Source organism: Sporichthya brevicatena, from assembly GCF_039525035.1.
Taxonomy (GTDB): Bacteria; Actinomycetota; Actinomycetes; order Sporichthyales; family Sporichthyaceae; genus Sporichthya; species Sporichthya brevicatena.
Map to the genome: position 1 here is coordinate 42544 of NZ_BAAAHE010000013.1, position 21306 is coordinate 63849.

The window sequence follows — 21306 nt, forward strand, 5'->3', positions numbered from 1 at the left end:
ACGGCATGACGCCCGCGCACTTCGTCTCGTTCTTCCGCGCGGAGGCGGATGCCTTCGCGCGTGTCCTGGAGACCGGCGACCTCGACGCCCCCGTCCCGGCCTGCCCGGACTGGAACCTCACCGCACTGACCGCACACCTCGGCGGCATCCACCGCTGGGCCCGCGGCGCCATCGTCACCGGACCCGGGCCGATCGAGGAGCCCGACCTGCCCTCGGACCGCGACGCGATCGTCGCCTGGTTCCGCGAGGGCGCGGACGCCCTCCACGAGACCCTCGCGGCCGCCGACCCGCAGACCCCGTGCTGGTCGTTCGGCACGGACCGGAGCGTCGCGTTCTGGCTGCGCCGGCAGGCGCACGAGACCTCCGTCCACCGCTGGGACGCCGAGGCCTCGCAGGGCGCGCCCGGCCCGATCGATCCCGCACTCGCCGTGGACGGCGTCCACGAGGTCGCCGACATGTTCTTCCCGCGCCAGGTCTCCCTCGGTCGGATCCCGCCGCTGACCCGGACCCTGCGCCTGACCCCGGACGAGGGCGCGCCCGTCGTGTTCGCCGGGGACGGCACGGCGTCCGTCCCGCCGGCCGAGGCCGACGCCGAGGTCGCCGGTCCCGCGGAGGCGCTGCTCCTCCTGGTCTGGGGCCGGACCGTCCTCGACGATCCCCGGCTCCGCCTCGGCGGCTCCCGCGCCGCCGCCGAGGAGGTCCTCGCCCAGGCCCTCGCGCCGTAGCTCGCCTCCCTGTCTGTCGGACACCGGGTCTGGACTATCTGTAGCGGATGTTCAATACTGAAAGTCTGTTACAGAAACGCCCGCGGGATGACGTCCCCTGCGGGCGCTTGTCAGCCCGCCTGAGGGCTGACACGGACCCCCTGCGGGACGTCATCCCACGGAGGTTGGGCACGGTCATGGGGCCGAATGTGTTCGCGCAGAAGCTGTGCATCCATCTGACCGGGCTGTTCTTCGTCCTCGTGGGCGGCGCGTTTGCGGTGGCGGGGTGGGTCCCGCCGTTCTCCCCCGACGGGTCGTTCGAGGAGCTGGCGAACAACTTCCGCGACCAGGACAACGTCCGGATCGCGGCGGCGATGTTCTTCTTCGGCGGGGCGGTGTTCGTCTTCCCGACCGTCGCGATCGCCGGCCAGCTGCGCCGGATCGAGGGCACCGCCCGGCCGGTCATGACCTGGGCTCAGCTGCTCAGCGGCGCCGTCGGTGTCCTCGGCATCCAGATCGCCGCGGCCATCTGGCTCGCGATCTCCTTCTACGACGGCAGCAGCGACGACGTCGTGTCGACGATGAACGCGATGGCGTGGTTCTTCATCCTCGGCGCGGTCGCGCCGGCGGTGTTCCAGAACATGGCGATCGCCACCGTGGTGCTCTCCGGGGACGGCGCGGTGTACCCACGCTGGATCGGCTACCTGAACCTGTACTGCGCGCTCGGGCTGACGCTCGGGGTGCTGACGCCGTTCTTCCAGGACGGTCCGTTCGCGTGGAACGGCATCGTCGGGTTCTGGGTCGTGGCCGTCGACTTCTTCGTCTGGATGTTCGTCATGTGGTGGGCCACGGTCCGCGCCATCGACACCGACCGCGGCGAGGAGGTGCCGACCGATGGGCGGCGGGTTGCGGTACACGCCTGAGGACGAGGGCAACCACGCGCCCGGCTCCGATCCCTGGTGGCAGGAGAGCGTCTTCCTGCACTGGTTCGACCCGGCGGCCGGCGTGGGCGGCGTTCACCGGATCGGGCAGGAGGTCCCCCAGGACACCTCCGCGCTGTGTTGCTTCGTCTTCGACCGCGAGGCGCGGTACCGCCGCGTCGAGCGCGTCCCCCTGCTCGCCCCCGACACGCCACGCGGCTTTCGCGCCGGCGGCAGCACGTGGGACGTCGAGGACGGCCGGCCCCGCCTGCGTGTGAAGGAGGACGGACTCGAGCTCGACCTCGTGATGGAGAACTTCTACGACCTCACCGACTTCTTCCCCTCCGGCGGGTCGATGGTCGAGGACTTCGCCAAGCACCACTACGAGACCTCCGGCCGGGTGCGCGGGACGGCGGTGCTGCAGGGCCGCAGCTACGAGATCGACGGCCTCTGCCACCGCGACCACTCGTGGGGTCCGCGCCGCTGGGACCAACTGTTGTCCCACCGCTGGGTCTCGGGGACGATCGGCCCCGAGCTCTCGTTCGGCTCGATGGCCTGGCACGCGGCCGACAACAGCGTCGTCCAGATCGGGTACGTCGTCCGCGACGGTGAGCTGGTGCTCGCGACGAACGTCGACGTCCTCGCGTACATGGAGGTCGACGCCCTCACCCACCGCGGCGGCGAGGTGCACTGGACGCTGGCTGACGGATCGTCACTGTCGGCGCGGTGCACGGTCGTCGACGGCGTGGTCACCGGCAACCACGGGGTGGTCTGGGTCGACTCGCTGTGCGAGGTGATCCTCGACGACGGGCGCACCGGCTACTGCGACTTCGAGCTGTCCACCAACCCGCGCGCCGGCACCCGGGACATCGGTCTCGCCGTGCGCGCCGCCCTGCACAACGGATGGAGCACCCGCACATGAGTTCCGCGTCCGACAACCCGGTCCACGCGACCTCCTCCCCCACGACCCGCTGGTCACGGGCGAACTTCGCCGAGGCGATCCAGGGCGTGCAGACCCCGCTCGGGTGGACGTACTGGGACTACGTCATGGAGATCTCCGTGCGCCGCGCCTTCGGGCGCATGGGCGTGTTTCCGCGGAGCCAGCTCAAGATGCCCACGTCGGTCGACGAGAAGTTCGCCGCCGCGTTCTTCGGCCGCCCGGCCGGCAACGTGCGGACGATGTGGCTGATCGGCGAGGCGATGCCGGGCACCTCCGGTGACGCCGTCGTCGAGCAGATGTTCGGTGAGCGCCGTCCCGAGGGCGCCCGGAAGAAGGACTCCGCGGGCAAGCGGCGGTACCCGATCGTCGCGGTGAAGTTGCCGCTGTGCGCACGGTGGGCCGCAAAGACGCTGCGCCCGATCCTCGCCGACCAGCGGCAGTGGTGGCACCAGTCGGTGATCGTGTCCCCGCCCAAGGACCAGGCCGCCGCGATCGCGCTGCTGAAGCGCTCGGCGGAGGAGTTCATCCGCGTCGGTGAGCGGCACGCGTCGATGACCCTGATCGGTCAGGGCATCGCCGAGCAGATCGAGGCCCTCGCGCAGTCGGCGTGGGGCAGCCGCGACCGCGCCGCCGACCTGATGACCGGCTACGGCTCCATGGAGGAGACCGAGCTGATGGGCGACCTGTGGGAGGTCGCGCAGAACCAGCTCTCGCTCGACGACTTCCTCGCCCGCCACGGCTACCACGGGCCCGACGAGGGCAACCTCGCGAGCACGATCTGGCGCGAGGACCCCAAGCCGGTTCAGCGGATGATCGACCAGTACCGCAGCGCGTCCGTCGCGCACCCCAAGGCGAAGGAGGCGGCGCAGATCGCGCGCCGCGAGGCCACGGAGGCCGACCTGCTCGCCGCCCTCGGTCGGGGCAAGCGCTCCAAGGCGAAGCTGCTGCTCAAGCTCGGACGCTCGTTGATCCCGATGCGCGAGGTCGGCAAGGCCGGCTTCCTCCACGCGATCGACGGGGCGCGCTGCGCGGCTCGCGTGCTCGGCGACGACCTCGTCGCGACGGGCTTCCTCGACGCGCGCGACGACGTCTTCTTCCTGACCTACGCCGAACTGATCGCGGGCGTCAGCACCCCGCAGCAGGAACTCGTCGCCGAGCGCAAGGCGAACCACGCGCAGTACCAGACCCTCGACGTCCCCCAGGCCTGGACGGGTAACCCGACCGCCGAGGTCGCCACCCCGAAGGCGTCGGACGCCCCGGTCGCCGGGGTCGAGCAGATCACCGGCATCGGCGTCTTCGGCGACGAGGAGGTCACCGGCCGCGCCCGCGTCGCGCTCGATCCCGCCGCCGTCGACCTCGAGCCCGGCGACATCCTCGTCTGCCGCACCACCGACCCGAGCTGGACACCGCTGTTCCTCGTCGCCGAGGCCCTCGTCATCGACACCGGCGGGCAGATGAGCCACGGCGCGATCGTCGCCCGCGAGCTCGGCGTCCCCTGCGTCATCAACACGCTCACCGGGACCCGGGACATCCCCGACGGCGCCCACCTCACCGTCAACGGCACCACCGGCGTCGTCACGATCCGCCAGACCGAACCCGCCTGACCCCCTCCCCTTCCAGTGGAGATGACATCTCCATCGACATCAGCCCCTCCCAGTGGAGATGTCATCTCCACTGGGGTCGGGGCACAACCGAGGGGTGGGGTGTTGGGTCCCCCGCCCTGGAGCGGGGGCCTCCGAGGTGGTGTTATCGGTTCCGACACCACCGGTGAGTGAGTGAGGAGCGGGATGAAGACGAGAGCAGCAGTGCTCTGGGAGCTCGGCGGCAAGTGGGAGGTCGAGGAGATCGACCTCGATCCGCCGAACGCGCACGAGGTGCAGGTCAAGATGGTCGCGAGCGGGCTGTGCCACTCGGACGAGCACCTCGTCACCGGCGACATCCCGATCGCCCTGCCGGTGCTCGGCGGGCACGAGGGCGCCGGGATCGTGACCGAGGTCGGCGAGGGCGTCACCGACGTCGAGGTCGGGGACCACGTCGTCATGAGCTTCCTGCCCTCCTGCGGGAAGTGCTCGTACTGCGCGCGCGGCATGACGAACCTGTGCGACAGCGGCGCGGCGCTGATCCTCGGCCCGCAGCTCGACGGGACCTGGCGGTTCCACGCGCGCGGTGAGGACGTCGGCCAGATGTGCCTGCTCGGCACCTTCACCGAGCACACCGTCGTGCCGGACCAGTCGGTCGTGAAGATCGACGACGACATCCCGCTGGAGAAGGCCGCGCTCGTCGGCTGCGGCGTCCCGACCGGGTTCGGCAGCGTCGTCCGCACCGGCGCGGTGAAGCCGGGCGACACCGTCGTCGTCATGGGCATCGGCGGCATCGGCATCAACGCCGTCCAGGGCGCGCGGATCGGCGGGGCGCGGAACATCGTCGCCATCGACCCGGTCGAGTTCAAGCGCGAGAAGGCCATGGAGCTCGGCGCGACGCACGCGGTCTCCGACGTCGACGAGGCGTGGACGGTCGTCGCCGAACTGACCCGCGGCCAGCTCGCCGACATCTGCGTCATCACCACCGACGTCGCCGAGGGCGACTACATCGCGCCGGCGCTGTCGCTGGTCGGCAAGCGCGGCAAGGTCGTCGTCACCGCCATCGGTCACCCCGACCAGATGGAGATCAAGACCAACCTGTTCGAGCTCACGCTCTACGAGAAGCAGATCCTCGGCTCGTTGTTCGGGTCCTCGAACCCGCGTCACGACATCCCCCGCATGCTCGAGATGTACCGCGCCGGGCAGCTCAAGCTCGACGAGCTCGTCACCCGCGAGTACTCCCTCGACGAGATCAATCAGGGCTACGCGGACATGCTCTCCGGCAAGAACCTGCGCGGCGTGATCCGGTTCTGAGCGGCAGCCACCGCAAATACCGGCGCGGCGCCCCCGCCTCCCCAATACTGGTGATCTTGGTTTCGGCCCGGACGGGCCGAGGGGAAGCGGGGGCGTTCGCATGTCTGCACGGTTGCGCCGTGGTCCGGGCCGGGTTCGACTGACCGCGGCCACCGCGGCACTGGCCCTCGTCGCCCTGGCGGCCGGCTGCAGCAGCGACGACGACAAGGACGGCTCCCCCGGCGCGACCGGCGCCCCGGCCCCCGGCGGGGGCAAGGCGGCCGCGGTCAAGCTGCCCGACGGCTGCACGACCGTCGTCGACGCCGAGACCCCGGCCGAGGTCTCGGTCGCGGTCAGCTCCGCGCTGTTCACCTCCGCCCCGGTCGTGGTCGTCGGCCCCGCGGCCGGCCCCGGCCTCGCCGACGCGACCCGGGCCGGCCGCGACGTGGGCGCCCCGGTCCTGGTCACCGACCTCACCGGGGACGGCGGGACCGGGAGCGAGACCGCCGCCCCGACCAGCGCCCCGACCGCCGCCGCCGTCTCCCTGGAGACCGACACCGCCGACTGCGCCGCCCCGCCCCCGAGCGCGGTCCCCACCGCCGACCCGAGCGCGAGCCCGACCGCGACCGCGAGCCCGACCGCGACGCCCTCGGAGTCGGAGGCCGACTCTGAGGGGTCGGAGGAGACCGCCACCGCGTCCCTGTCGATGACCCCGGCGTCGTTCTCGGTCGCGACCGCCGGCTCCTCCAACTGCCTCGACGAGCTCGCGGAGAACGTTCCCGCCGAGGGCACCGCGACCCCCGCCCCGAGCGAGACCGCGACGGCGACGCCGACCGAGACCGCGACGCCGACCGAGTCCCCGAGCGAGACCGCGACCCCGAGCGACACGACGACCCCGGGGACGACGGACAGCCCGACCGAGATCCCGCCGGAGGCCCCGAGCGAGACGCAGGCTCCGGTGAACGTGCCGCTCGACCCGACGGTCGCGGCGGAGATCCAGCGGCTCTCCCCCGAGGCGGTGCTGGCGACCGACGCCGCGGTGGCGGCGAAGGTCCGCGAGGCCCTGCCCGGTGTGAAGGTCGTCGAGAACGCGTCCGACCTGCCGCGGACCTCGGCCCCGGAGGGGCTGTCCGGGCTCGCGGTGCTGGTTCCCGCCGAGGAGGACCTGCGCGCCGGCGCCCTGGCCGCGCAGGCCTCGGCGACCGTCGCCGGCGCGAACGTCGTCGGCGTCACGAACGGCGACCCGCGCGCCGGCAAGTGCGCGGTGCAGGCGCTCTTCGCGGCGAAGCCGACGAAGGTCCTCGGCGTCGGGGACATCGGCTCCGCGAAGCGGCTCTCGGACCGCATGGCGGTCGTCGGCACCGGCGTCGAGCTGCCGGGCGGCGGCCAGGTGTTCTTCCCGGGCCGGCGGCTGATCGCGATGTACGGCTACCCGGGTGCGCCGGAACTCGGCGTCCTCGGCGCGCAGGGCATCGAGGCCAGCATCAGCCGGGCGAAGGGCATCGCCGACCTCTACGACGGCATCTCCGACGTCCCGGTCATCCCCACCTTCGAGATCATCACGACCGTCGCGCAGGGCGTGCCCGGCAGCGACGGCGACTACTCGGCCGAGTCCGGCCTGGACAAGATCCGGCCCTGGATCGAACAGGCCGACGCGGCCGGCATGTACGTGATCCTCGACCTGCAGCCGGGTCGCACGGACTTCCTCACGCAGGCCAAGCGCTACGCCGAGCTGCTCAAGCACCCGCACGTCGGACTGGCGCTCGACCCCGAGTGGCGGCTCAAGCCCGGGCAGGTGCACCTGCGCCAGATCGGCAGCGTGGACTCCTCGGAGATCAACCGCGTCATCGACTGGCTCGCTGACCTGACGGCCGAGAACAACCTGCCGCAGAAGCTGCTGGTCCTGCACCAGTTCAGCCTGACGATGATCACGAACCGATCGGCCCTGGACACCTCACGGGACGAGCTCGCGCTGCTGATCCACATGGACGGCCAGGGCGAGCCGATCGCCAAGGAAGGCACCTGGCGCATCGTCACCAACACGGTGCCGGACGAGATCTGGATGGGCTGGAAGAACTTCTACAAGAAGGACACCCGGCTCATGACCCCACGGGAGACCCTGAACCGGGAGCCGGTCCCGGTGATGATCTCCTACCAGTGACGACTCTCTGACGCCCCGTCAGCGCCATCCCTCGACGCCTGTGAGGACGTCGGCGGTGGCCTGGCCAGGGCGCAGGATGCTGATCGTTCCGGTCCGCTCGACGATCGCGACGCCGACGTCGGCGTAGGACCCGATGCCCGCCCGGCGCAGGGCCGCGCGCAGGTCGTCCTCGGAGAGCTGGGCTCCCCGCAGGGCCTCGGCCAGCACCTGGCCGTCCCTCATCACCAGCACCGGTCCCCCGCCGAGCAGGCGGTCGACGCGGGGGTTGCCGAGCAGGTGCCGCGTTCCCGCGTGCAGGAGGAACAGCGTCACGAAGCCGAGCACACCGGCCGGGAGCGACGGGGTGTGCCCGAGGATGGAGCGGCCCACGATCGAGCCGAGGCACAGGCCGAGCGCGAGGTCGTAGACGGTCAGCGCGGCCACGAGGCGCCGTCCGGCCAGCCGGATCAGCACCAGCAACGCGACGTACATGCCGATCGCGGTCAGGACGACGGCGGCGGCTTCCGGCCAGGTCAGCGAGTAGTCCACGGCGCCAACTCTTTCGCACCCGCCCGAGGCGTCAGCGCAGCCGGGTCGCCAGCCAGCTCAGGACGAACTCGCTGACGCGCGGCCAGTACGCCGCTCCGTGCTGGTCGCCGGCGAGGACCTTCAGCGTCGACGGGACACCGACGGCCCGCGACCTCACGGCGAACTCCCGCGCCTGTGCGGTGTCGAAGGGGCCCTCCCCCTCGGAGTGGAACAGCAGGGACGGCACGTCGCGGCGGTTCAGCGCCGCGGCGGGCGTCGCGTCCCGGTAGCGGTCCGGGCACTCGGCCGGGTCGCAGCGCAGCAGCTTGTCCTGCACGACCGCGTCCTCGAAGTTCGGCGCCTGCTTGGTCACGGTCAGCGGGTTGAGCAGACCGGAGAGGGCGACCACGCCCCGGAAGCGGTCCCGGCCGTCCCCCGCGGTCGCGACCGCGGCGGCGATGTGTCCGCCCGCGGACGAGCCGAGCAGTGCCAGGCGCCGACGGTCGATGTGAAAGCGGTCGGCGTGCCGGCGCAGGTACGCCACGGCGGCAGCGACGTCCTCGCGCTGCGCGGGCCAGCGGGCCTGCGTCGCGAGCCGGTAGTTCACCGCCACTGCCACGTAGCCCTCACGCGCGAGCTTGCGGGCGATCGGCGCCATCGACGCCCGGCTCCCCCGCGTCCACGCCCCGCCGTGGACGAGGACGACCGTCGGCAGCTTCGCGCCGGTCCGCCCCACCGCGGCGGGCGGCAGGTACACGTCGAGGGTCGACGCCGTCCCGTGGTCCCCGTAGCGGTAGGTCGCCCGGCCGGTGGTCTGCTTCGCCCGGGGCTCCGATACCGACGCCTCGGGGTCCGGCCGCCACCCGCCGGTGACGGCGTTCCCGGGCGTGGCGAGTCCGGTCAGCACCAGGGCGGCCACTACCGCCGTCCCGACGCGCGCACGCCACATCCGCCCGGATCCCCCTCGCGCCGCGACCCCCCGCGGCGAAGGGAATCCTGGCGGCGCGCGGACCCGCGCCGGACCCCGTTGCTCCCGAATGTCCGGCGTTCACCCGAAACAAGTTCCACCGTCCGGGCGAACGGGGTCCGGCGTGTCGTGCGGAGGCGCCGCTCAGTCCGCGCAGCGCTGCCGGGTCCCGGTGTCCGCGGCCGTCTGGACGGCGTCGAGCATCCGGTGCCGGCGCAGGGCGTCGGCGAAGGTCGGGGTGCGGTGACCGCCGTCGTCGAGGTCGCGGAGCAGGCCGGCGTAGGCCTGCGCGACCGTGTACGACGGGCCACCCCGACCGTGCGGTACGAGCTCGTAGCCGCCGGGGATCTCGACCGGGCTGAGGATCTTGTCGTCGCCCGTGCCCTTGAACAGCTCCACCATGCCGAACTGCAGGTGCCCGTGGACACCGACGAACACCAGCTCGCCCTTCGTCCCGCTGACGATCCAGCGGAGTTTCTGGTCGCGCGTGTTCCCGCCGCGGAAGTGGACGTTGACGACGGCGCCGCCCGCCAGGGTGCCGGTGATCGCCACCTGGTCCGGGGCGGTCATCGTCATCTCCTCGCTGGTCTCGACGTGGCGCACCGTCGGCTGACGGGTCGTCACGGTGGCGGAGACCTCGGCGAACTCGCCGAGGGTCCAGGCGAGAGCGTCGACGGCGTGCCCGACCGGCACGGTGAGCAGGGTGGCCCCGTTCGCCGCGTCGATGAGGTACTCGCCGCCGGGACGGACCACGCCGCCCCACTCCCCGCCGACGCCGACGAGCGTCGTGGAGAGCACCTCGCCGATCTCGCCGGTCGCGACCAGGTCGGCCGCGTGCCGGATCGCCGGCGTGGCCCGCGCCTGGAGTCCGACCCAGGCGTGGACGCCCCGCTCGGCGGCCTCGGCGGTGAGCGCCTCGGCCTCCGCGGTGCCGTTGCCGAGCGGCCACTCGCACAGAACCTTCTTGCCGTGCGCGATCGCGTGCCGCACCAGTTCCGCGTGGTACGGCACCTTGACCGTGATGACGACGAGGTCGACGTCCGGGTGCGCGGCGAGTTCGGCGGCGTCGGCGCACGCGATCGGGACCTCGTGCGCCTCCGCCGCCGCCTGGCCGCTGGCCGCCGAACTCGCACTGGCCGCGCGGAGCTCCAGCCCGGGGATCGCGCGGATCGCCGGGACGTGCGCGGTGCCGGCCCACCCGCGGGACGCGGACAGGCCGACGATGCCGACACCCAGAGGGGCGGGGCTCACGCCGTCCTCTCCTTGAGCAGACCCTTCTGCAGCTTGCCCGTGGCGGTGCGCGGCAGGGAGTCGCGGAACTCCCAGACCCGCGGGATCTTGAAGCCGGCGATCTTGTCGCGAAGGAACGCCATCAGCTCCTCCTCCAACTCCGGGCCGGGCGTCGCGCCGGGCGCGGCCTGGACGAAGGCCTTGACCCGCTCGCCCATCTCCGGGTCCGGGATGCCGATCACCGCGACGTCGTCGACGGACGGGTGCAGAGCGAGGGCGTCCTCGATCTCCTGCGGGTAGATGTTCACCCCGCCGCTGATGATCATGAACGCCTTGCGGTCGGTCAGGTACAGGAAGCCTTCGGCGTCGACGTACCCCATGTCGCCGACCGTGGTCCACGTCGGGTGCTCGGGGTGCTGCGCGCCCTTCGTCTTGGTCGGGTCGTTGTGGTACTCGAACGGGAGCTCGTCGCGCTCGAAGTACACGTCCCCGGGCTCGCCGACGTCGCAGATCGAGCCGTCGTCCCGGCAGATCCGCAGTACGCCGAGCGCGGCGCGGCCGACGGTGCCCGGGTGGGCGAGCCAGTCCTGCGGGGTGACGAAGGTCAGGCCGTTGGACTCGGTGGAGGCGTAGTACTCGTGAACGATCGGGCCCCACCAGTCGATCATCTGCGCCTTGACCTCGACCGGGCACGGCGCGGCGGCGTGGATCGCGATCTTGAGGCTGGAGACGTCGGCGGCGGAGCGCACCGACTCGTCGAGCTTGAGCATGCGGACGAAGTGGGTCGGCACCCACTGACTGTGCGTCACGCTGTACTTCTCGATGAGTTCGAGCGAGCGCTGCGCGTCGAACTTCTCCATCATCACGACCGTGCCGCCCAGGGACTGCACGCCGGCGCAGAAGCGCAGCGGCGCGGCGTGGTACATCGGCGCGGGCGAGAGGTAGACGGTCGAGTCGTCGAAGGCCCACAGCATCTTGAGCAGCGGGGTGATCACGCCCGGGTCGTCGGCCGCGAGCGTGCCGGGGATCGGCAGCTTGACGCCCTTGGGGCGGCCGGTGGTGCCGCTGCTGTAGAGCATGTCGGCGCCGCGGGGCTCGTGCGCCAGCGGCTCGGGGGTGCTGCCGGCGAGCGCGGTCTCGTAGTCGTCGTAGCCGTCGACCGTGCCGATGGCCAGCTTGAAGTCGAGCTGGGGGCAGCGCTTCGCGACCTCGGTCGCGAGGTCCGCGAGGTCGGCGTGCACGACCAGCGAGCGGGCGTTCGCGTCGTTGACGATGTAGCTCGCCTCGTCCGCGGAGAGGTTGAAGTTGATCGCGGTGACGTAGAGACCCGAGCGCATCGCCGCCCAGTAGATCTCCAGCACCTCGGCCGTGTTCGGCAGCAGCATGGCGACTCCGTCGCCGGTACGCAGCCCAGCGGCGTGCCACCACTGGGCGAGGCGGTTCGAGCGCTCGTCGAGCTCGCGATAGGTCACGGTCCTGCCGGTTCCGGCCACGATCAGGGCGGGCTTGTCCGGCGTCGTCTTCGCATGAGTTCCCGGGTACATGGCTGCACGCTATCCAAGGCGTTGCTCTTGCGTCGGCGCTGGTCCTGGTCTATATACAACCGTATGGTTGTAGATCAGGCCGAGGTGGATCAGCTCTTCCACGCCCTGGCGGACGCGACGCGACGCGACATCGTCCGCCGCACCCTGGACGGATCCCACTCGGTCTCCGCCCTGGCCCGCGAGTACCCGATGAGCTTCGCCGCCGTGCAGAAGCACGTGGCCGTGCTGGAGCGGGCGGGCCTGGTGACCAAGCAACGACGCGGTCGCGAGCACCTGGTGGCGGGCAACCCCGCCGCCCTCGCCGCCGCCCGCGACGCCCTGGATCGGCTCGAACTGGTGTGGCGCGACCGCGTCGCCCGAATGGCGGACCTCCTGGCCGCCGACGCTTCCGCTGACAACTCCCCCGACAACGAGGACTTCAGATGACCGTCACCTCCGTGACCAAGGACGCCACCACCCGCACGATGACCCTGACCGCGGAGTTCGACGCCCCGGTCCCCCGCGTCTGGCAGCTCTACGACGACCCGCGCCGGCTGGAGCAGTGGTGGGGTCCGCCGACCTACCCGGCGACCGTCGTCGACCACGACCTGTCGGTCGGCGGGACCGTCCGCTACGTCATGACCGGGCCGGAGGGCGACAAGTCCTGCGGGTACTGGATCGTCCGCGCCGTCGACGCCCCGCATTCCCTGGAGTGGGAGAACGGCTTCGCGACCGACGACCTCGAGCCCGACCGCTCGATGCCCGTCATGACCATGCGCATGACCCTCGCCCCGCGCCCCGGCGGCGGGACGGTGATGACGATCGCGACCGTCTTCGAGACCGCCGAGAACATGACCTGGTGCCTGGAGATGGGCATGGAGGAGGGCATGTCCTCCGCCGTCGGCCAGTGCGACGCGGTGCTCGCCGCCTGAGGGCTACTGCCGCTCGTCGTCGAGGTAGAGATCGACCTGATCGTCGTAGAAGCAGAGCAGGCCGGCGATGTCGGCGCGTTCGGCGATCGGGTCCTCGTAGCTCCACACGAGGTCGGTGTGGATGCGGCCGCCCACCGTCAGCGACCAGTAGGACGCGGTGCCCTTGTACGGGCAGCGGGTGCTCGAGTCGGTGCGCGTGAGCAGGTCGGTGCGAACGTCCTCGGCGGGCAGGTAGTAGCGCGGTGGCAGCCCGCGTTCACGCAGGACGCGGGCCCGCTTCGAGTCGGCGACGGTCACCCCGTCGACCTCGATCCGGACGCGCTGCGGGCACTCCTCGACACCGATGCGGCTCATGCGGGGACAACGACCCGGGCGGCGGCGCGCATTCCGCGGCGCCCTCCGGCGGGGCGTACTACGGTCGGCGCATGGCGACAGTTCGCGACGTCGAGAGGGTCATCGCCCGGCTGCCCGAGGTGACCGAGGGCCTGCGGTTCGGGCACCGGACCTGGTATGTCGGCAAGAAGTCGTTCGCCTGGGTGCGCCCGTTCTCCAAGGCGGACCTCAAGCGCTTCGGCGACGAGACTCCCCCGGACGGCGACATCCTCGCCGTCGCTACGGCGGACCTCGGGGAGAAGGAGGCGCTGCTCTCCGCGCACCCGGGTCCGCTGTTCACGATCCCGCACCTCGACAATTACCCCGCCCTCCTCGTGCACCTGAAGTCGACGCCGCCCAAGCTCCTGCGCGAGATCGTCGAGGACGGGTGGCTCGCGGTCGCCCCGCGCCAGCTCGCCGAGCAGTACCTGCAGCGTTGACGCTCGACATCCCCGACGCACTGCAACCCGCCGGCGGCACGGACCCCTGGAACGGCTGGCTCGCGGCGCTGCCCGCGCGCGCCGAGGAGCTGCTCGGCGAGTGGGCGCTGGCGGTCGACGGCGCCCCGATCGCGGGACGGCTCTCGCTCGTGGTCCCGGTCCGGACCGAGGACGGCCGGGCCGCGGTGCTGAAGGTCGGGTACCCCCACGACGACGCTGCGCTCGAGCACCTGGCGCTGCGGTACTGGGGCGGGACCGGTGCCGTGGAGTTGCTGCGCGCCGACCCGCACCGGTTCGCGCTGCTGCTGGAGCGCGCCGGCCCGGAGGATCTGACGGAGCGTTGGGACCTGGAGGCGTGCGAGGTCGTCGGCGAGCTCTACGGGCGCATCCACGTCCCCGCTCCCCCGCAGTTCGCGACCCTGCCCGCTCAGGTGCTGCGCTGGACCGAGCAACTGCGGACGTTGCCGGGCGGCCTGCCCCCGCGGCTGGTGGAGCAGGCGATCTCGCTGGGGACGGACCTCGCCGCCGACCCCGCGAGCGTCGGGACGCTGATCCACACCGACCTGCACTACGAGAACGTCCTCGCCGCCGACCGCGACCCGTGGCTGGTCATCGACCCCAAGCCGCTCTCCGGCGACCCCCACTACGAGATCGCCCCGATGCTGACCAACCGCTGGGACGAGGTCGCGGGCCAGGTCCGCGCCGCCGTCCGCCGCCGCTTCGACACCCTCGTCGACGTCGCCGGGTTCGCGGAGGACCGCGCCCGCGCCTGGGTGATCGTCCGGGTCGTCCACAGCGCCGCCTGGGCCCTCGCCGACGCCGCCCGGTTCGGTGGTGGAGCCGGCGGGCCCGCCGCCTCCGAGTGGCTGACCCGCTGCGTCGCCGTCGCCAAAGCCGTGCAGGGCTGACCAGGGCTGACCAGGGCTGACACCCGTGTCAAGAAAGGGTGACACCCCTTACTGCGCAGTAAGGGGTGTCACCCTTTTTTGACAAGGCGCGCGGTGAGGCAACCTGGGAGGGCACCCATTCCGTAGAGACGGATGACCGAAGGAGGTCAGCGGGGTGGGATCCGAACGGAATGCCGAGGCGGAGTTCGCGGCGTTCGTGCTGAGCACGCAGCGGCGGCTGCGGCGTGTCGCGTACCTGGTGTGCGGGGACTGGCACCGGGCCGAGGACATCGTCCAGACGGCGCTGGCCCAGGTGTACGCGCGCTGGGACCGGATCCGCCGCGAGGACGGGCCGGAGGGCTACGCCCACCGCGCGGTCGTCAACGCCGCGATCGACGAGCGGCGACGACCGTGGCGGCGGGAGCGCGCCACCGACGCCCTGCCCGACCGGGCCGCGCCGCCGGACGACGACGGCATCACGCCGGCGGTCCTGGCGGCGCTCGCGACGCTGCCGCGCCGGCAGCGCGCCGTGGTGGTGCTGCGGTACGTCGAGGACCTCGACGTCGAGCAGACCGCCGCGCTGCTCGGGATCTCCACGGGGACGGTCAAGAGCCAGGCCGCCAAGGGCCTGGCCTCCCTGCGGGCGCACCTGTCCGGTGTCCCCGCCGACGCGAGAACGGGTGAGTAGGCCATGACCGGACCTCTGGCACCGCACAGCGACGACGGCGTCGTCGACCTCCTCCGCGCGGCCGGCCACGGCGGGGGCGATCCCTCCCCCGCCGACGTGCACCGCGCCATCACCGCCGGGCGGCGGATCCGCCGCCGGCGGCAGACCGCGCAGATCCTGGGCTCCGGGCTCGCGATCGTCGCGGTCCTGGGTGTCGGCATCACCACCGTGACGGCGCTGAACGACAACGGCAGCACCCCGGTCACCTCGGCCGCCGACCCCGAGCCCGCCCGGCCCGACCCGGCCGTCGGCAACAACGTCACCCTCGCCGCCGGCTACCTCGCCGAGGACCTCGGCCCCGGGTGGTCCGTCCGCCGGGGCACGGTGACCCTCGACCCGGACGACGAGGCGGCCGCCGGCCTTCCGGAGGGCGCGTACGCCGCGACCGCGCACACCGAGCTCGTCAGCCGCTCCGCGTTCGACCAGGTCTGCAACGGCGCCGGCGGCAAGCTGCCGTGCGAGGAGGTCCCCACCCCCGACGGCGGGACAATCCATCTCTGGAACTGGGTCGACCGCGACCTGACGACGGGCCAGATCCGCGGCGAGGCGGCCGCCTACCGCGCCCTGGCCGACGGCACCTACCTGCTCGTCGGGATTCGGCTCGACGGCCCGGAGACCCCCGCCGCCCAGCGGGACGTCCACGTGGACGCCGTCAAGTCCTGGTACGACGCCCAGGCGGACGGGCTGCGCCGGGCCGTCACCGACACCCGCCTCGAAGGCGCCCTGGACGCAGCGGGCTGACCGGCCCCGAACACAGCGAAGGGGCGGTAGCAGGCCACTACCGCCCCTTCGTGCTGGGTCGAGCGCTACTCGACCACCAGCGTCCCCCGCATGGAGGGGTGCACCTGGCACACGAACTCGTACCGGCCCTTCGGCAGCTTCTCGGTGCCGTGGACGGTCTTCACCTGCATCCAGTCGACCAGCCCGCTGCTGAAGCGGGTGGGCGGGCAGTCCTTGCCCGCGCCCGGCTTGTAGGGCGGGGCGGTGCAGCCGGGGATGTACTCGTCGATGCTGTGCGACGGGATCCCCTGGATGACGTCGTAGTTCCCGAACTTGAAGGTGCCGCCCTGCGAGATGTGGATCTCGTTGGACGGGAAGTAACTCCACGCGGACGCGAACGTGTCCGCGGGGTGGGGCTGGGTCGTGAAGTCCTCGATCGGGTCGGCCGAGGCGTTGCCGGGAACGGTGGCGAGGCCGAGGGCGAGGAAGAAAGCCCCGCCGAGGCCCCCGTAACGGGTGGTCTTCTTCATGGAGTCTCCCTTTCCGCTACGAGACCGAGAACGACGGGAACGTCACGCGCGCACCCTCGAGGGGGCGCGACCCGGCCAGGCCCAGCACGAACGGGTGCGGCAGGCAGCCGGCGTGGACCTGAAGGCCCGTCAGCACTCGCACCGTCTCGCCGGCCTTCGACTTCTTGAACAGCGGCACCTCCAGGGCTCCGCTCTCGTAGTACTTCGGGCCGAACGCGGACCTGTGCCCGAGCACGCGGCCGTCCGAACCCATCACGACGACGTCGATGATCGGGTGCTCGGTCATGATCGCGTCGACGTAGTCGACCCGGACCCGCGACGCCGGGCTGCTCGTCACCTGCTCACCGACGAGCGTGGCGCGGGGGCCCTCGCCGACGCAGTGGACGGTGCCGGCCTGCCGCGTGTTGTGCTGGAAGATCGTGATCTCACCGGCGGCCGCGTCGACCTGGTGGAAGGTCGACGCGTCGCCGTTGGACGGTCCGGCCTTCCAGGACGCCGTGGCCTTGGAGGAACTGGCCTCCGCGGGAGCGATCGTCCCGGCCACCAGCAGGGCGGCCGCGATCGCTGTCGTGCCGATCCGGAACATGGAGCGCCTCCTGTCTGGTGTGGGGTTCACGGGGCGTACTCGGGAGAGTTGACGTAGCGCCAGAAATCTCGACGTGTGCGCGGTCCGATGATCTGGTTGCTGCGGAACGTCGCCATCTCACGGGGCGTCATCGGGTTGAGGATGTACGCGTCGCGCATGGCCTGGACCTGGTCGGTCGAGATCTTGCCGCGGTGGGCGTCGGGATCGAGGCCGTAGGCCTTGGCGGCGTTGCGGCCGAGGATGCCGTTGCGGATGCTGCGCTCCGGGTGGGCCTTGCCGTCGGTCGGCCAGCCCTTCACGTTCGGGTGCTTCTTGCGGTAGCTGTCCGGGGACAGCGCGTTCTTCCGCGGGTCGAAGCGGTCACCGTCGAGGCCGTAGGGCAGGTTGTAGAACTCCTTGGCCCGGTCGCTGAACTGCAGCGCGCGCATCGTGACGAACTGCGGTTGCGGGTTGCCGTACCAGATGCAGTCCGTGCCGAGCACGATCCGCTCCGGGCCGACGTAGGTGATGAGCTTGCCCAGCAGGTGCGCGGCCTGGTCGGCGTCGTTCATGACGTTCCACCACACGGAGCCGAGCTCGGCGTACATGTTCTTCGTGTTGCCGTGCTCCATGCCCGGCTTGATGAACTGCGTCGCGTCCCAGGCGTTCTCGCGCAGGCTCTTGATGAAGGCGTCCACGCTGCGGTTCGAGGAGTTGACCTTCTCGTCGCCGGGGTACGCCGTCATGTACTCGCCGTCGTACCCGCAGTGGTAGGTGTAGAAGGCCACGTCGGGGTACATGCGGCCGATGATCCCCATGTCGCGCGGGGAGAACTTGGCCGAGTCGAAGGTGCCGTTGAAGGCCAGGCCCTTGTGGGTGCAGATGACCTTCGGTCGGTCGTAGCGCTCGCAGATCGTGCGGATGTGCTCGACGATCGCGATGCCGTTGTCGTCGTCGAACCACCAGCCGTTCATCGGCGGTGCACTGCCCAGCGGCGGCGGCGTGCCGAACGCGGCGTCACCCCAGCCGCAGTACAGCTTCCAGCCGTAGATCGGCATGTTCTTGGCCGCCTGCTCCATCCAGGCGAAGTCCTCGGCCTGGTGGATCGGCGTCATGCCGTTGCGCACGAAGCCGCGGTTCGGCTGCGCGAACGCGTGCATGAAGCAACGTTCGGACTGTGAGAGGTGGTTCGCGAGGTCGACGGTCTCCTTCGCGTACGCCACCGGGAGGATGTTGGTCGCGTCCGGGAGGTTGGGCAGCGCCGTCAGGAGGCTGACCGTCGTCGAGGAGTCGAGGAACATCTCCTTGAAGTAGTGGTAGCGGCCGAGGTTCTCGATCCAGTCGAGCTCACCGCCGAAACCGAACCCGCGGATCTCCCCGTCGTCGACGCCCGGCATCTGGCCCATGGCCTGCGAGGTCCACAACTGCAGGAACTGGCCGAAGCCCGGGTTCTCGACGCGCCAGCGGCCGGCGGCGTCGAGGTGGTGTCCCTGGGTGTCGAGGATGAACTCGCCGGGCAGGTTGGCCAACTGCGCGCCGGGGTTCTCCAGGTCGACGGCGTCCTCGCCGGGGATGCCGTTGCCGGCGAAGGCGTAACTGCCCCACTTCCCGGCGGTCACCTGGTTGATCGCCCAGATACCGATGGCGTAGCCGGCGGCGGTGCGGACGAACGAGCGCCGGTCCATGTTGAACCGACGACGCCAGTGCTCCACCGCCTCGTCCTGCAGCGCCATGATCTGAAGCTGACTCTTGGTCGGGGGCTTGGGGACGTACTCGCCGTTCGATGCCGGCATGACGTCGATCGGGACGTCCTCGGGGACGTCCGGCCAGGTTTCCTTCCAGGGCAACTTCGGGGCTTTGGCCATCAGGCGCGCTCCTTACCGGAGGATCGTCGAAGAAGCCGTCCGTACGACGGCGTACTCGGCTGCGCGCGCGGCCCATTCGCAGAGGGCCCGCACGCGGGGGCTCGTCTCGGCGACCGGGGCGGGCCGGACATTCGAAACGGGTGTTGGTGTCCGGCAAGTTTCCTGCGGTGCAAAACGCCCCCGCAAGGGTTGCATGACGCTGCATAAGGGGAAATATGCTCCGAACCACCGAAGCGACGAGGTGGACGCGTGAAGGCGCCGAACGGCTTCAATTCGATTCGCCCCGGCACGGACCTGCCCACGTACGCGCGCGCCCTGCAACAGGCGCACGAAGCGATCACGAGCACCGGCCGGGCCACTGCACTTCGCCCCCGTCCGGTCATCGCCCGTTCGTGGAACCGTTCTCAGGTCTCCGGTCTGCGGCCGCTCGGCGACATCCGCCAAGATCTCTTGACGCCGAGTCAAATCGACGAGCGTCGTGAGTCCTCCTTACTTGCCGAGGTCATCGAAGGACTTCGACGCACCGTCACTTCCTACGCCGAGGCCTCGCACTATCTGCTGGCGGTCACCGACGACCAGGGCATGATCCTGTGGCGCGAGGGCTCGACCCAGCTGCGGCACGTCGCCGACCGCCACGGCTTCGTCCAGGGGGCACTGTTCACCGAGGACCGGGTCGGCACCAACGCGATCGGCACGGCGCTCGCCGAGGAGTGCGGCGTGCAGGTCTTCTCGGCCGAGCACTACTGCGTCGAGCTGCACCCCTGGTACTGCACCGCGGCGCCGGTGCACGACCCGCGCACCGGCCGGCTCGCCGGCATCGTGGACGTCAGCGGCCCGGCCCTGACCCTGCACCCGGCGATCGGGGCGCTGGTGGAGACGGCGGTCCACTGCGCCGAGATGCAGATCTGGCAGCGGCACGTGACCCACCTCGAGCGCCTGCGCAGTCAGGCCGCCTCAATCATCGCGACGCTCGACGGCCCCGCGCTCATCGTCGACGACGAGGGCTGGATCGCCGAGGCCACCGGCATCGCGACCGGGCGTCGGGTGGCCGTGCCGTGCGCCGACCGCGCCATCTCGGTCCCGGGTCTGGGCGTCTGCGTGCCCGAGCGGATCAACGGTGGCTGGCTCCTGCGTCCGGCCGAGCGGCAGGAGCGCATCAACCTCACGCTCGACCTGCACAGCGCACCGGTCGTGTCCACCTGCAGCGACAAGGGCAGCTGGCGCTTCGCCCTGACGGCGCGTCACGCCGAACTGCTGCTGCTCGTCCACCTCGCCGGGCGGGCGGGCATCGGCGCCGCGGCTCTGAGCGAGGCGCTGTACGGGGACGCGGAGCACGTCGTCGCCGTCCGGGCCGAGGTCTCCCGGCTACGGCGCTCGCTCGGCGCGATCGTCCTGAGCCGGCCGTACCGGCTGGCCGACGAGGTCGACCTCGTCATCGACTGGGGCGACGCGGAGCTCGCCGGGCAGTCCCCCGTCGTCGCGGGGTCGATGGCACCGGCCGTCCGCGCGCTGGCCGACCGGCCGGTAAGCAGGCTCTCCTGAATTCGTGATCCCGGAGCTAGGGTGCAGCTCATGGATCTTGGAAGCTTCGGCATCTGGCAGCCCACCGTCCGCTCGACCCCGGAGCTCGCCGCGGAGGCGGAGCGTCTCGGGTACGGCACGTTCTGGCTCGGCGGGTCGCCGCGGGAGCCGCTGACCCAGGTCGAGGAGCTCCTCGACGCGACCGAGCGCATCGTCATCGCGACCGGCATCGTGAACATGTGGGCCGACGACGCCGGGCCGATCGCGGAGAACTACCACCGCATCGAGGCGAAGCACCCGGGCCGGTTCCTGCTCGGCGTCGGCATCGGGCACCCGGAGGCCACGAAGGAGTACCAGGCCCCGTACCCGACGATGGTCAGCTATCTCGACGAGCTCGACGCCGCGGGTGTCCCGCGCGACCGGATGTGCCTCGCGGCGCTCGGGCCGAAGGTGCTCAAGCTCGCCGCCGACCGCACGGCCGGCGCGCACCCGTACCTGACCAGCCCGGCGCACACCGCGCAGGCGCGCGAGATCGTCGGTGGTGCACTGCTCGCACCCGAGCACATGGTCGTCGTGAGCACGGACGCCGACGAGGCTCGGGCGATCGCCCGCAAGACGCTGAACTTCTACCTGGGCCTGATCAACTACCGGAACAACTGGCTGCGCGAGGGGTACAGCGAGGCCGACCTCGCGGACGGCGGCTCCGACGCGTTCGTCGACGCGATGGTGCTCCACGGCGACGCGAAGACGATCGCCGACGGACTTCGCGCCCACCACGACGCGGGCGCGGACCACGTCTGCATCCAGGTCCTCGGCCCCGACCCGTCGGCCGGGCAGCGGGCCCTGGCGGAGGTGCTTCTCTAGGACTCTCCTGAATAATCCGCGCGGCGGTCGCGCGGTGGCTTGAGCCCGCTCGAGATGA

At 71.4% G+C, this 21306-nt stretch carries 22 protein-coding genes; 14 read left to right on the top strand and 8 right to left on the bottom strand.

The window, feature by feature from the left end; genetic code table 11:
* Positions 1-5 precede the first annotated feature (5 nt).
* The 6 genes from ABD401_RS08845 (at position 6) to ABD401_RS08870 (ending at position 7598) form a co-directional block, all read left to right on the top strand.
* Entirely contained in the window at positions 6-725 is a 720-nt protein-coding gene (locus tag ABD401_RS08845) for a maleylpyruvate isomerase family mycothiol-dependent enzyme (RefSeq protein ID WP_344603726.1), read from the top strand.
* A 176-nt stretch (positions 726-901) separates the two neighbouring features.
* Entirely contained in the window at positions 902-1627 is a 726-nt protein-coding gene (locus ABD401_RS08850; RefSeq protein WP_344603728.1) for a hypothetical protein, read from the top strand.
* Positions 1599-2546, top strand: a complete 948-nt coding sequence (locus tag ABD401_RS08855) for a DUF7065 domain-containing protein (protein WP_344603730.1) — start codon at positions 1599-1601, stop codon at positions 2544-2546. The genes ABD401_RS08850 and ABD401_RS08855 overlap by 29 nt, the downstream gene beginning before the upstream one ends.
* Positions 2543-4168 carry a PEP-utilizing enzyme gene (locus tag ABD401_RS08860; protein ID WP_344603732.1) on the top strand — a complete coding sequence of 542 codons (1626 nt, stop codon included), beginning with the start codon at positions 2543-2545 and terminating at the stop codon, positions 4166-4168. Before ABD401_RS08855 ends, ABD401_RS08860 begins: the two co-directional genes overlap by 4 nt.
* A gap of 183 nt (positions 4169-4351) precedes the next feature.
* Positions 4352-5458 (top strand): NDMA-dependent alcohol dehydrogenase, encoded by a 1107-nt coding sequence (locus ABD401_RS08865; protein ID WP_344603734.1) that lies wholly within the window; start codon positions 4352-4354, stop codon positions 5456-5458.
* 100 nt (positions 5459-5558) lie between these two features.
* A complete protein-coding gene (locus tag ABD401_RS08870; protein WP_344603736.1) occupies positions 5559-7598 on the top strand; it encodes a hypothetical protein in 2040 nt (679 codons plus the stop codon).
* Positions 7599-7616: 18 nt separating this feature from the next.
* Here the strand turns inward: ABD401_RS08870 and ABD401_RS08875 are convergent, their stop codons facing one another.
* The 4 genes from ABD401_RS08875 to ABD401_RS08890 form a co-directional block, all read right to left on the bottom strand.
* Entirely contained in the window at positions 7617-8126 is a 510-nt protein-coding gene (locus tag ABD401_RS08875; RefSeq protein WP_344603738.1) for a DUF421 domain-containing protein, read from the bottom strand.
* 31 nt (positions 8127-8157) lie between these two features.
* Positions 8158-9054: an alpha/beta hydrolase gene (locus ABD401_RS08880; RefSeq protein ID WP_344603740.1), complete on the bottom strand. Its 897-nt coding sequence runs from the start codon at positions 9052-9054 to the stop codon at positions 8158-8160.
* 162 nt (positions 9055-9216) lie between these two features.
* Entirely contained in the window at positions 9217-10323 is a 1107-nt protein-coding gene (locus tag ABD401_RS08885) for a Gfo/Idh/MocA family protein (protein ID WP_344603742.1), read from the bottom strand.
* Positions 10320-11846, bottom strand: a complete 1527-nt coding sequence (locus ABD401_RS08890) for an acyl-CoA synthetase (protein ID WP_344603744.1) — start codon at positions 11844-11846, stop codon at positions 10320-10322. Before ABD401_RS08890 ends, ABD401_RS08885 begins: the two co-directional genes overlap by 4 nt.
* A 63-nt stretch (positions 11847-11909) precedes the next feature.
* On the opposite strand from ABD401_RS08890, the gene ABD401_RS08895 reads away from it, so the two are divergent.
* Positions 11910-12272, top strand: a complete 363-nt coding sequence (locus tag ABD401_RS08895) for an ArsR/SmtB family transcription factor (protein ID WP_344603746.1) — start codon at positions 11910-11912, stop codon at positions 12270-12272.
* Complete coding sequence (locus ABD401_RS08900; RefSeq protein WP_344603748.1) at positions 12269-12757, top strand: SRPBCC family protein; 489 nt, start codon at positions 12269-12271, stop codon at positions 12755-12757. The genes ABD401_RS08895 and ABD401_RS08900 overlap by 4 nt, the downstream gene beginning before the upstream one ends.
* Before the next feature lie 3 nt (positions 12758-12760).
* Here ABD401_RS08900 and ABD401_RS08905 read toward each other — a convergent pair whose 3' ends face one another.
* The gene (locus ABD401_RS08905) at positions 12761-13111 is read right to left on the bottom strand and encodes a DUF427 domain-containing protein (RefSeq protein ID WP_344603750.1); all 351 of its coding nucleotides are present in this window, start codon (positions 13109-13111) and stop codon (positions 12761-12763) included.
* Positions 13112-13182: 71 nt separating this feature from the next.
* Here ABD401_RS08905 and ABD401_RS08910 point away from each other — a divergent pair, with 71 nt between their 5' ends.
* The 4 genes from ABD401_RS08910 to ABD401_RS08925 all read left to right on the top strand — a co-directional run bounded on the left by ABD401_RS08910 (position 13183) and on the right by ABD401_RS08925 (position 15924).
* Positions 13183-13569 (top strand): MmcQ/YjbR family DNA-binding protein, encoded by a 387-nt coding sequence (locus ABD401_RS08910; RefSeq protein ID WP_344603752.1) that lies wholly within the window; start codon positions 13183-13185, stop codon positions 13567-13569.
* Complete coding sequence (locus ABD401_RS08915; RefSeq protein ID WP_344603754.1) at positions 13566-14477, top strand: aminoglycoside phosphotransferase family protein; 912 nt, start codon at positions 13566-13568, stop codon at positions 14475-14477. The genes ABD401_RS08910 and ABD401_RS08915 overlap by 4 nt, the downstream gene beginning before the upstream one ends.
* 154 nt (positions 14478-14631) lie before the next feature.
* On the top strand, positions 14632-15144 hold the full coding sequence (locus ABD401_RS08920) for a SigE family RNA polymerase sigma factor (RefSeq protein WP_344603756.1): 513 nt from the start codon (positions 14632-14634) through the stop codon (positions 15142-15144).
* 3 nt (positions 15145-15147) lie between these two features.
* On the top strand, positions 15148-15924 hold the full coding sequence (locus tag ABD401_RS08925; protein ID WP_344603758.1) for a hypothetical protein: 777 nt from the start codon (positions 15148-15150) through the stop codon (positions 15922-15924).
* A gap of 65 nt (positions 15925-15989) precedes the next feature.
* Here ABD401_RS08925 and ABD401_RS08930 read toward each other — a convergent pair whose 3' ends face one another.
* The 3 genes from ABD401_RS08930 to ABD401_RS08940 are packed head-to-tail and all read right to left on the bottom strand — an operon-like array spanning position 15990 to position 18863.
* Entirely contained in the window at positions 15990-16433 is a 444-nt protein-coding gene (locus tag ABD401_RS08930) for a cupredoxin domain-containing protein (RefSeq protein ID WP_344603760.1), read from the bottom strand.
* A 16-nt stretch (positions 16434-16449) separates the two neighbouring features.
* The gene (locus ABD401_RS08935) at positions 16450-17019 is read right to left on the bottom strand and encodes a hypothetical protein (protein WP_344603763.1); all 570 of its coding nucleotides are present in this window, start codon (positions 17017-17019) and stop codon (positions 16450-16452) included.
* A gap of 26 nt (positions 17020-17045) precedes the next feature.
* On the bottom strand, positions 17046-18863 hold the full coding sequence (locus ABD401_RS08940) for a hypothetical protein (RefSeq protein WP_344603765.1): 1818 nt from the start codon (positions 18861-18863) through the stop codon (positions 17046-17048).
* A gap of 249 nt (positions 18864-19112) precedes the next feature.
* Here ABD401_RS08940 and ABD401_RS08945 point away from each other — a divergent pair, with 249 nt between their 5' ends.
* A complete protein-coding gene (locus tag ABD401_RS08945; RefSeq protein WP_344603767.1) occupies positions 19113-20405 on the top strand; it encodes a sigma-54-dependent transcriptional regulator family protein in 1293 nt (430 codons plus the stop codon).
* A gap of 30 nt (positions 20406-20435) precedes the next feature.
* Positions 20436-21248 (top strand): LLM class F420-dependent oxidoreductase, encoded by an 813-nt coding sequence (locus ABD401_RS08950; RefSeq protein WP_344603769.1) that lies wholly within the window; start codon positions 20436-20438, stop codon positions 21246-21248.
* Positions 21249-21306: the final 58 nt, after the last annotated feature.